We start from the raw sequence: 12237 nt of genomic DNA, 5'->3' as shown, positions 1-12237 counted from the left end.
TAATGCAGAAAAATTCAAAGCTAAATGGGAAGAAGAATTAAAATTACAGTATCCTAACAACCTGGAAATGATTTATCATTTTTCAAATAGAAATAAAGGTAAACGCATATTAATAATTGATGATATCCCGCCATTACCCGATAGAGCTTCTGGTGCAAAAGATCATTACCAGATGTTAATGCAAATGGTTGAACTTGGGTATAACGTAACCTATGTATTTCTTTCAGGGACAGCTTATAAGGATGCTAGTGCCAAAGAGTATTTCTATCAGATGAAAACTAAAGGTGTGGAGTTTATCTGGTTCAACTATGAATCGTGGTGGAGTTTTCGAAACGAACCACAGGTAAAACCTATACTCACTTCATTAATTGATAGTCTTGAATTAAAGAAAAGAGGTTTTGATTTAGTTTATCTGGCATTCTGGAATATAGCAGGATATTTTATTGATCTGATACAAAAAGAAATTCCTGCAGTCCCAATTGTTGTTGATTCAGTCGATATACACTTCTTAAGAGAAAAAAGAAGAGCTGGGTTATTGAAAGATTCTTCCCTGATGAGAGAGGCAGAGAAAATTAAAAAAAGTGAGCTGGCTGTTTATGCAAAAGCGGACTGTGTTAAAACAGTAACTCTTCAGGATAGAACAGAGCTAAAAAAATATTTAAAAGATAAAGCGGTTTTGGTTATGCCAGGTGTTCACGACGCTGTTAATTTAAATATTCCTTTTGAAGACAGGCGTGATCTATTATTTGTTGGAAATTTTAATCATAACCCTAATGAAGATGCGGTAAAATATTTTATTGAAAGTATTTTCCCAATAATAAAAAAACAACTCCCCGAAATTAAATTCTATATAGTCGGAAATAATCCTACTGAAAAAATAAAAAATTATGCTGCAGAAGATATTATAGTTACCGGATGGGTTCCTGAAATAAAACCATATTTAGCTAAGTGCAGATTATCAATTGTTCCATTAAGATATGGGGCTGGTTATAAAGGTAAAGTCTGTGAAACTTTATCACATTGTTTACCAATGGTTGCAACATCAATCTCTGTAGAAGGCATGGGAATCAACCACGCAGAACACGCTTTGATAGCTGACGACCCTGAAACATTTGCTCAACATGTTATTGAACTATACAATGATAAAGTAAAATGGGAAAATTATTCAAAGAACGGACAGCAACTGATTGATTTACAATTTTCAAGTAAACTTTTAAGAAAACGTATTCAGTACATGATGGACTTCAATACGAAAGCAGCATTTAAGAGTGATAAGGCTTTAAATTTCCCTGAGCCTCCAGAGGTAAGCATTATTGTAGTAACTCATAATCAGTGGCATTATACAAAACTCTGTTTAGATAGCATTCGCAGGTTTACTAATGTAAATCATGAAATAATTATAGTTGATAATGCTTCTACAGATGATACGACTCAACAACTATTCAAGTACTATCCTGAAATACTATTGATCGCGAACAACAAAAATTCAGGATTTCCCGAAGCTGTAAACCAGGGATTAAATGCTGTGATTGGTGAAACAATAATTCTTTTAAACAACGACACCCAGGTAACTGAAGGATGGCTTGAAAGATTGATTGAGGTTGCTGAATCTGATCCTAAAATTTGGAATCGTGGGTCCAATCAGTAATGAGGTTAGTGGAGTTCAAAAAGACAAAGAAGCTAATTACAAAACGATTGATGAGATGCATCTTTATGCATCAGCTGCAAAGGAAAAAAATAAAAACAAAGTAATGCAATTCCCACGCGTTGCATTTTTGTGTACACTGATTAAACAGAAGTAATAGAAAAAATAGGTGGACTTGATGAACGATTTTCTCCGGGAAATTATGAGGATGATGATTTTTGTTTGCGGGCTCAGTTAGCAGGATATAAAACCGTTATTGCTCAGGATGTTTTTATTCATCATTATGGTTCAAAAGTTTTAAGGCTGATGGTGAAAAACAATATAACGAAAGACTGAAAACAAATCAGGAAATATTTGTTAATAAATGGAATGCTGATCCTGATGAGATCTGGATCAAACAAAAATCATTTAATCATTCCAGAAGTTTATTTTTCTCTATAGATAAAGATGAATTTAAGAAATCATTTGAACGTGCTCAAAAAAATGATTAAGGATAAAGAATTTGATTTAGCTATAACTGAACTAGGATTGGCAATTGAAAATTATGACTCATCAGATAAAGCTTATTCAATAATATCAAAGAAGATTTACTACTCCTTAGTGCTAAATGTTTCTTTGATCATAAAGATCTTGAAAAAGCAAATACGTTTTTTGAAGAAGCTTTAAAACTTAATCCATCATCTTCAAAGCTATGTTTTGGGTTGGGGCAAGTTTTTATCACGCAGAAATGTATGAGCAATCTAAGGCGATGTTTGAGTGGGCAATAAAAATAACTCCAAAATGTTAATGCATTAGAAGCATTAAAATCAGTTAACGAAATTTTGGCATTTCCATCAGACCATAATTCTTTTTTGAAGCTTGAAGTCGAAACAATTGAAGCTGAAAAATAACCGATGTCAAGGCTTAGTTTAAGTATGATTGTTAAGAATGAAGAAAAACATCTTGCAAGATGTCTTTCTTCAGTTAAAAATGTTGTTGATGAGATTGTTGTCGTTGATACCGGTTCATCCGATAAAACAATAGAGATTGCTGAATCCTTTAATGCAAAGATTTTTCATTTTGATTGGGTAAATGATTTTTTCCCCTGCGAGAAATTTTGCTTTAACTAAATGTATCGGTAACTGGATACTATATCTTGATGCTGATGAAGAATTAGATCCAAATAGTATAGATGAATTACTAAGTTATAAATCACACACACCTGCTGGAGTTTACTGCATCGTTAAAAGTATTGGCACTTCCGATGTAAATGGAAGTGTTATGAGATATCCGCGATTGTTTGCAAATTTTCCGGGAGTTGAGTTTGTGGGTAAAGTTCACGAACAAGTAGTTGACTCTCTGAAAAAAATAAATTCCATTGATTGATTCTGAAATAGAAATCATCTCATCACGGCTATGCAATTGATGATGATGGTTTGACAAAGAAAAAGAACGAAACCTTTCTCTGCTTTTATCTAACGAAAAAATAAAATTAAATATCTATGATAGTTTAAATTAATCAAACACTTATTTCATTAGAAAAATTTGATGAAGCTGAACTTAGATTAAACAGGTTAATCAAAAGTAAACCCACTTTCAACTAATTATCGAAGTTTAGCATTGTTTTATAAAGCTCAGATTAAGTTTGAAAGGAATGAATTGCAAACCGCACTTAGAACTCGCATTAAAATCCTATACAAAACTAAAGAAAACCAGAACTTAGCTATCTTATTTATTTCATCTTTTAAGAGCCAATAATATTTGAGAAGCGTTAAATTTATTTTAATTTGAAGTAGATGCAAATAAAAGTTTATTAATGTAAATCAAAATTTGAAAGCGAAAATGTTTTAGATCAAATTGATCTGTATCTGCGGGCAATTAAATTTACATCTAAAATTAAATTGTAAAGATGATGCTGAAAAATTATTAATCGATTTAACTGATTTTATTTCAAACAATAAGAACATCAACAAGGAAATTGTACAATCGTTGATTGAAAATCTTTTAATAAAAAATTCTGTTAAAGATTTTGATTCCGAATTATTAAAAAAATTATTCAGCCAAAACATTTAAGCACTGTAATTGAGATAATTAAAAATTGTAAAGATGAAATCTCAACTATTAATGTGATTGACGTATTACTAAAAGTATTCCCAGAATCATCAACTCTTTATAAAACCTTGCACAGATTTATACCGATTCAGATCATTTAAAGCTCTTGAGTTGTTTAATAAATCTTTACAATTTGAAAATGATCCTGCAGTTTACATCAATTTAATTTCTATTTACATTACACAAAATGATTATGAGAGCGTAAGCCAATGCTTTTACAGCCTGCAAGCTAATTGTTCAGACAAGCCTCAAATCAAGCAAAAAATCGATTTATTGAAAGAAAAACTCAATCCAATCCTAAAAAACTCAGAATCATATCAACCTGCATAAAAAATTATTTATAAAACCTCTAAACAAATTATTACCGACTACGATAATCTAACAGAACACAAAAGGTTCTTTTAATAAACAACATTAACAAACAATCAAGCAAGGATGCTTGATTAAAATAACACGGAGGTTCTCTCATAAACTTTTCAAATTAACACCAACCTTGATGCATTTAATGCATACAACGCACTTTCAAAAGTTAGGTGCTCAAACAAACAAAGCACAGTTACGTCTTGCTACAATGAAAAGATCAACAGTGTAGGCGACGATACTTCTGGTTTTAAAGTTGGAAAAAGAATTAGAAGCAGGTAACTTGAAAATGAAAGCTCAGTTGAATAACATTTCTTCAGGTAAGAACTGGTTATCAACCGCTGAATCTGCTTTAATACTTGTTGACGACAAATTAAATCAGATCATTGCTAAACAAGAAGACGCAAAAGACCCATTAAAGAGTCAAGAAAGTCTTCAAAAAGACGTTAAAGCTATCGCTGATGAAATTCAGAGTATTCTTTCTAACACAAAGATTAACGGTACAGATGTTCTTGCAAGTGTTGCACAATCATTTGGTTCTGGCGGTTCCTCATCTTCTGTAATTAACATCGGAGCACAGGTTGACTAACCAGTAATCAAGCTGCCTTAGATGCGGTAAAAGCTGGTGATGCTGGATCATTAACTCAAGCAGTAACTGATTTCCAAGCTGATATTAAAACAGCTTTAGGTTACATTGGTAACTACAGTCAAACTTTTGCGTCAAGAGAAGAATATCTTACAGCTTCAATTGCTAATAACACGGCATTGATTTCAAGTCTGTTCGATGCAGATATGGCAATGGAACAATTGAATGCAACTAAAGGTCAGATAGGAACACAAATTGGGACAGCAATGTTAGGTACACTTAACGCAGCTCCACAAAGTCTTCTATCTTTATTTAGATAATCTTTAAATAAGTAACTGGGTGTTCCCCTGAGGAAATTTCTTCGGGGGTATTTTTAAAAGAACTGGGAAAAATAAAAAATGTATCAAGCTGCTGTGCTAAATAAAAGTAAACTTAATCCTTATCTAACAAATCAGATTCTTAATGCTCCACCTGAACAACTCTTAATTAAAGTTTTTGATTTTGCCGTTGTTCACGCCGAAAAGAAAGATATGATTAAAACAAATAATGCAATTCAAGAGTTAATAGGATTTCTAAGATTTGATGATGAAAGCTATAAAGATCTTGCAATAAACTTGATAAAACTTTATCAGTTCTGCCAGGATCAGGCACGAAAAGGAAATTTTGAAATAGTTACAACAATATTATCCGAACTAAGAGATAGCTGGATAAAAGCAATTGAAAACAAATAGGTTTTGCAATGGCTTATGATCTTTTAACAACTTCGGGGATAAATTCATTAGTGTATAGCTACACAAGCAATGAATCTCAAAAACGTATTTTACCTCTTGAAACACGTAAAACAAAGTACACAAGTATCTCCAATATTTACTCGGGCTTATTAACAAAAGTTGATGCACTCCAAGAGTAAAATGTCTATATTAAAAGCAACTGGAACTTCATCTGCGTTTGCAGTAAAAAAAAGCAACCTCAAGCAACACAACAGCCGTTACGGTAAGTGCAAGTACTGCTGCTCAAAAAGGAGCTTTTGCTCTTCGCGTAAATCAACTTGCAAAAATGATTTAGTTGTTTCCTTAGATAAAAACTCTGCAGATTTTTCCTCAATCACAACACCAGGGACTTATACTTTTGCAATAAAAGGTGGTGATGGTGAAGGTGGGCAGTTCACAAGCAATGTTTCAGTCTCGCTTGAAGCAAGTGATTTTACTGATGGAAATATATCCTTTGAAGATCTTTCTAGCATTGTTACCAAAGCTATAAATAATGATAAAGCAGTTGTTACATCCAATTCTGTTTCCAGCAGTACTTTATCTGCAGGATCGTTTACTTTAATATGAATGGAACTGAAACAACAATAGATTATTCCGCCGGGACTTATGATGAGATAATTGACAGCATTATAACACAGTTAGATAATGTTTCCGGATTAGCTGCAGAAAAAGTTGTTGATGGTTCAAATGTTCAATTAAAATTAACTGTAACTGATTCAACAAAATATGTTTCTATTAATGGTGATACAGGCACACTGCTTTCTGAACTTGGAATTGCTGTTGATAAAGAAAAGGCGCTTCCGGAATTGTTTCGGCAACTTCTTTTTCTCCCTCAAACGGTTTAGCACAAATTTCATTAACTGCAAAAAACTCCGGAGCCGGTTTTAAGATTGAAGATCTTTCAGATTTATCTGGTGGCATCCTTGGTGAATTTGGTTTAAATCTTGGAAGCAATAGAACCGCATTCGTACAAAATGAAAACGGATTGGATACAGCCGGATATGTTCACAATTTATCTTTACTAAATTCTAAAATAACTTTTAACGGTTTAAACATTGAACGAAACTCAAATAGTATTACTGATGTTGTTGCAGGAGTAACTTTAAATTTAAAATCTGTAATGGCTATCGATGAAAATGAAGTAACCGTTGATATTGCAAATGATGTAAGTTCTGTAAAAACAAAAATTGATGAGTTTATAACTTCTTTTAATGATGTTTACAATTATATAAAAACAAACACTACTTCAAGCGACGGAATTAGAGGAGCGCTTTTGGGTGATGCCTCGGGCAGCTCATTGCTAAGTTTGCTAAGTTCAACCGCATATTCACCTATCGGCGGATTGGGTTCTGGAACAATTAATTCACTTACAGAAATGGGTATTACATTTAACAGCACCACTGGTCTTTCGATTACTGATTCAGATCAATTGAACAATGCATTAGAAAATAATATGGAAGAAGTTGAACAAACTTTTGTTTCAGATTCAGGAATAGCTGCAAATCTTTATAATAAATTATCACCCTACACAGGTTACAAAGGGTATCTTACAAATAGAAAAAACACAATTGATACTAACGTGGAAACCCTTGGTGATTCGATAACTAAAATCAGAACAAAGATTGATAAAGATGCCGAAGTGCTTAGAAATAGATATATCCAATTGCAAATTCAACTTAGCTCGCTATTGTCCTCAACAGGTTCATTTGGATCTGATCTTTTTTCCAAAAAAGATGGGAGCAGTAATTAATCAATACAATCAAATAGAGAAAGTTGAAAAACTTTTAGGCGAAGTTTTGAGGATCTTAGCGCTTTAACTGAAGAAAATTTTGATGAAAAATTTGCATCAGCGAAACAAAAAATGAAAGCTGCAACTGAAATAAAGTTGCAAAACGGTTCAAAAATCAATAATTTCAGGCCATCAAAAAAATTGTACAAATGGCTAAACATATTTCTGATAAGTACGATAATGTAACTAAAGAATGGGCTAATAAGCTCAAAGTGGTTCAGAAAGAAATAGAACTTAATCAGAACCAGAAAAAAAATAACGATCTACAATAGGTAAGGTTATGGAAATCAGAAAAGTATTATCATCTATTTATCAAAGTGATGACAAGTTTAAAAAACCATCGGGTAAAAACCTGATGTAACTAAAAAGACAAAATTGAAATTTCTAAACAAGCAATAGCAATGCAAAGTACAAGTGAAACAAAAAACTTAGCGGAAATCCAGAAGAAGATAGACAGCGGTTTTTATAACTCTGATGAAGTGCTTAGCAAAGTTGCAGACTCTATTTTGAAGGAGATCGGTAAGTAAGGGCTACTACCGATCTGCTATTTTCCTCTCGTAATACTTCTTTTATTAGATATAATATTTTATATTACTAACAAATAATTTTCGTTTATCAGTTTCATTTTGCGGATGAGATGAGTAATACAGACATACTCAATAATAAACTTCAATTGCTTGGTAAACTTTCAGCAAGTCTTGTTCACGAAATTAGAAATCCACTCTTTGCACTAAAACTTAATTTAGATTATCTCTCAACAATGCGTTCACAAATTTCTGATGACGCTGCAGAAAGTATTCAATCATGTTCAGAAGCAACAGATAGAATGATGTTTCTTATTCAGAATTTTTCTGACTTTTCTAAAAAACATAATCTTGAAACAGAATTATGTTCTATTAATGATGTAACCCAAATAGCTGTAAATATTATGCAAAGTAATGCTTGCAGAATTAATATGTATATTGAAACTGAACTGGAGCCCAATCTGCCATTTATTTATTTTCAAAAGATAAATTATTACAGGTGTTTTAAATCTTATTACTAATGCTATTGAAGCTGAAAACTCCAGAAATACTATTTTTGTAAGATCTTATATGGATGATAGTAATGGTGAAAAGTAGTCTATTGGGAAGTGGAGGATAATGGTATCGGCATTAAAGACGATCATAAAGAAAAAATATTTGAAGATTTTTATACAAGTAAAAACAGGGAACAGGACTTGGTCTTAGTGTTTGTAAAAACTTTTAAATGAGTTTGATGCAGAAATTGATTTTAAGAGTACTTACGAACAGGGATCAAAGTTCTTTATAAAATTTAACTTAAAAGATAAAATAATATGAGCAACAGAATACTAATTATTGATGATGATGAGCTCGTTTGCAGAACACTGCACCGGGTTTTAGTAAAGTTTGAATACCAGGTTGAATACTGCCTTGATGGAGAAGCTGCTGTTGAGAAGGTTAAGGATTTTGAACCGGATTTAATTTTATTGGATATTTATCTTACAACTGTAAACGGTTTAGATCTACTTAAAGATTTTCAAAAACAGTTTTTTTAATATCCCTGTTATTATGATTACTGGTTACAGTGATGTAAGTATTGCTGTAAAAGCGATGAAAATTGGTGCGTATGATTTTCTACTTAAACCTGTTGATATAGATCAGCTTAAAATGATTGTGGAAAAGGCTTTCTCGAACATTAATCTTAAATCTGAGGTAGATAAACTTCAGGCAATGGTTAAAGATGATATCCTTACAAAAGATTTTTTTGGCAAGAGCAGTAAAATCAAAAAAATACTTTCCGCTGTTGAAAAATTAGCAAAGAGTGTGGATACCACAATTCTTATTGATGGTGAAAGCGGAACCGGTAAAGAAATGATTGCAAAATTCATACATCAAAATAGTCCGCGTGCCAATGGACCCTTTATACAAATTAACGTGTCGGCCATTCCTAGAGAGCTTGCAGAGAGTGAATTATTTGGACATGAAAAAAGGCGCATTTACTGGCGCACAGCAAAAGACAAAACTTGGAAAATTTGAGCTTGCATCCGGCGGAACAATTTTATTGGATGAGATTGGTGAACTTTCACAGGATTTACAGGTAAAATTACTTCGTGTCTTACAGGAAAAGAAATTTTATCGCGTTGGCGGTGAAAGAGAAGTAAACGTTGATGTTAGAGTTCTTGCCGCAACTAACAAAAATCTTGAAGATGAAGTTAAAAAAGGAAATTTTAGAGAAGATCTTTTCTATAGATTGAATGTTGGCAACATAAATATCCCACCATTGCGGGAGCGAAAAGAAGATATTCCGGTTCTTGCTTATGCTTTTCTAAATGAGTTTTCGCAAAAGTTTGATAAAAAATAAAACGCATCGAGCCAACTGCTTTAGAAATTTTACAGGATTATTATTGGAAAGGAAACATCCGAGAGCTGAGAAATGTAATGGAGCGTGTTACTCTTCTTTTTGGAGGATGATGAACTCAAAGACAGACATTTCCAATTTTTGGTTCCACAAGGACAAATGGGTGTTAAATCCGGTAAAGATGAATTCGTTTTAAAGTTCCATCTAAAGGAATTAAAATCGAACACGTACTTAGAAAATTAATTGAAGACACATTACATATTACAAACGGCAACCAGGTAAAAGCTGCAGAAGTTCTTGGTCTTTCGAGATCGAAACTCCGCTACAGAATGGAACAACTTGGAATTGAAGTTACGAGAAAAGTAACGCCATCTGGTTGATTACCTAACTTTTACTACTTTAGATGGCATCTTTCCATAGGTGTCATCTATCTCTAGTTAACCCAATACAAATTAAACACTGCACAGTTTTAGCCAAAAGCCTAATAATAGCGACTTGCTATATTCTATATAATAGTTTCTAATATCTCTTATAGTTGTAATCAGCTTAAAATCCCGCATTCTTACTTAATAAATCCTTAAAACTTTCGATAATCTAATTGGAACACATTTTGGGTTGGATAAATACGTTTAATTAGAAAAATAAGAGGATAAAAAATGGCAAGTAATGGAGAAACAAAACGAGATCAGGAAGAATTACTACAGCTTGTAAGTTTTAAGATTGGGGACGAAGAATTTGGTGTGGATATTCTAAGTGTACAGGAAATAAATAGAATGTCTCAAATTACCAAAGGTGCCAAACACTCCGGATTTTATAGAAGGTGTTATAAATCTTAGAGGTAGAATTATTCCTGTTATAGATCTTCGAGTAAAACTTGGGATGACAAGAAAAGATCACGGAAAAAAACACACGTATAGTTGTAGTAGAACTTAAAGGACAAACAATAGGATTTATAGTTGATGAAGTAAGTGAGGTTTTACGCATACCTAAAAACATTACAGAAGCACCACCGGAAATGGTTGGCGGAATGAATACCGATTACATCACGTCAATCGGAAAATTGGAAGACAGACTTTTAATACTGCTTGATTTAGAGAAAATACTTTCTACATCAGAATTCAATGTGCTGGAAACTGCAGCTTAATGAAAAATACATACGTACTTTTGAAAGAAGCGAATGTCTAAAAAACTTTTAAGTTTTAATCAATTTGGAGTTAGATTAATTATATTATTCCTTCTAACTCCAATGTACCCTGATTTGTTTGCACAATTAGTAGGCGTATCGGCAAATAAACTTACACTACTTAGTGCCTCTATACTACCTGAAGGAACATTTGAGTTTGAGCCGGCCTTTTCTGTTATGAATTCTAACCATGTTTTTAATGAAAGTTGGAAAACAGCTACTCAAGATGGATATAATACATCCTCGTCTTTGGATTTTCGTATGACTTCCGGTTTAACCGATAAATTAGAAATTGGAACTTCAATTTCATCAAGTATCGAGGAAATTAATTTTGGAGCTAAATACTTAATAATTGCTGGTGATGATATTAGTCTTGCTTTAAGCGGAGGAACTTCTTTGCCGGCAGGAAATAAATTTATAGCAGACTCATCTATTCAAAATGAAAATTTTTATACAGCCTCTTTTGGTCCGGTGCTATCATATAATATAGATGAAAACAATTCATTTGATATTGCTTTTGTTTATACCACTGCTCTCGGTAAAAGTAATTTTACTGATCAAATTTATGCAGGGTTAGGATGGGGATACTCAGTAATAGAAAACCTTCAACTTGTTTTTGAGGTAGCCGGTTATGCTTGTATAGATAATGAAATTTGTTCTAGTAAACTTTCCCTTTATCCGGGCGTTACTTATGATATAACTCAGAATTTTTCGTTTGCCTTCGGATTTCAGCACGATCTAATCGGAAAAAATGAAGAAGATGGTTTCGGTTACTTTGGGGCTTTTACAATCACATTTGACTAAATAATTATTAATATAAAGGAAAAATACTTTCATGCAATTCTTAAAAAATCTCTCAGTCCGGGGCAAAATGTTATTAAGTTTTGTTTCAATTACTTTTATTACTGCTTTGTTTGCGGGTTTCGTAATTCTTAAAATGAACGAGTTTGGTTCCGATTTAATTACTATGCAAACCCTTCAGAAAAATCAAATCTAGCTAAAGATTTGCAGACAGAAGTATTAAATATCTGGCAGTATCTAACAGACGCTAGTCTTGTAAAAGATGATGCATCGATATCTGAGGCAAACGATCATTTCAAAAAGCCAAGGATAACTTATCAGAATTAAAAGAACTACAAAAAGGAAAACCCTGAAATAGTATCAAAATTAAGCTCCATATCTGATGAAATGGAAGTATTGTTTAACAAGGGGCGTAGTATGTTTGATGGTTATAAGATTAGTTCTGATGAAGGCGATTCGAAAATGGGTGAATTTGATAATGCTTGTTCAGTTTTAATAAAGGACATTGATGAATTATTAAAAATAACCGAAGAGAAAACCACGACTTCAAATACGGAGATGGCAGATATGGTTTCCTCTAGCGTCAGTACTACTATAGTTTTTGTACTTTTGGATTAATTATATCCGTAGCCATATCACTTTTTATTTCAC

At 32.7% G+C, this 12237-nt stretch carries 8 protein-coding genes and 4 pseudogenes; all 12 read left to right on the top strand.

Annotated features, from left to right (window positions below):
- Positions 1-1648: glycosyltransferase (locus IPJ23_17280; GenBank protein MBK7632417.1), on the top strand; the 1648-nt coding region annotated here is incomplete at its 5' end.
- Positions 1632-1802: a hypothetical protein gene (locus IPJ23_17275; GenBank protein MBK7632416.1), complete on the top strand. Its 171-nt coding sequence runs from the start codon at positions 1632-1634 to the stop codon at positions 1800-1802. The genes IPJ23_17280 and IPJ23_17275, both read left to right, overlap by 17 nt.
- Before the next feature lie 736 nt (positions 1803-2538).
- Positions 2539-3010 (top strand): annotated as a pseudogene (locus IPJ23_17270) (glycosyltransferase family 2 protein).
- Between the two features lie 1342 nt (positions 3011-4352).
- Positions 4353-4685, top strand: a complete 333-nt coding sequence (locus IPJ23_17265) for a hypothetical protein (protein ID MBK7632415.1) — start codon at positions 4353-4355, stop codon at positions 4683-4685.
- An 83-nt stretch (positions 4686-4768) separates the two neighbouring features.
- Positions 4769-5002, top strand: coding sequence for a hypothetical protein (locus IPJ23_17260; GenBank protein MBK7632414.1), 234 nt, complete (start codon positions 4769-4771; stop codon positions 5000-5002).
- Positions 5003-5080: 78 nt separating this feature from the next.
- The gene (locus IPJ23_17255; GenBank protein ID MBK7632413.1) at positions 5081-5413 is read left to right on the top strand and encodes a flagellar protein FliS; all 333 of its coding nucleotides are present in this window, start codon (positions 5081-5083) and stop codon (positions 5411-5413) included.
- An 8-nt stretch (positions 5414-5421) separates the two neighbouring features.
- Positions 5422-7202 (top strand): annotated as a pseudogene (fliD, locus tag IPJ23_17250) (flagellar filament capping protein FliD).
- Between the two features lie 676 nt (positions 7203-7878).
- On the top strand, positions 7879-8286 hold the full coding sequence (locus tag IPJ23_17245) for a hypothetical protein (protein MBK7632412.1): 408 nt from the start codon (positions 7879-7881) through the stop codon (positions 8284-8286).
- Between the two features lie 291 nt (positions 8287-8577).
- Positions 8578-9982: pseudogene (locus IPJ23_17240) on the top strand (sigma-54-dependent Fis family transcriptional regulator).
- Between the two features lie 276 nt (positions 9983-10258).
- Positions 10259-10746 (top strand): annotated as a pseudogene (locus tag IPJ23_17235) (chemotaxis protein CheW).
- Between the two features lie 33 nt (positions 10747-10779).
- Entirely contained in the window at positions 10780-11589 is an 810-nt protein-coding gene (locus IPJ23_17230; protein ID MBK7632411.1) for a transporter, read from the top strand.
- Positions 11590-12003: 414 nt separating this feature from the next.
- Positions 12004-12204 (top strand): hypothetical protein, encoded by a 201-nt coding sequence (locus IPJ23_17225; protein ID MBK7632410.1) that lies wholly within the window; start codon positions 12004-12006, stop codon positions 12202-12204.
- The last annotated feature ends 33 nt before the right edge of the window (positions 12205-12237 follow it).

This window comes from Ignavibacteriales bacterium, from assembly GCA_016709765.1.
In the GTDB taxonomy this organism is placed as follows: domain Bacteria; phylum Bacteroidota; class Ignavibacteria; order Ignavibacteriales; family Ignavibacteriaceae; genus IGN3.
This window is presented reverse-complemented; position numbering and strand designations above follow the sequence as displayed.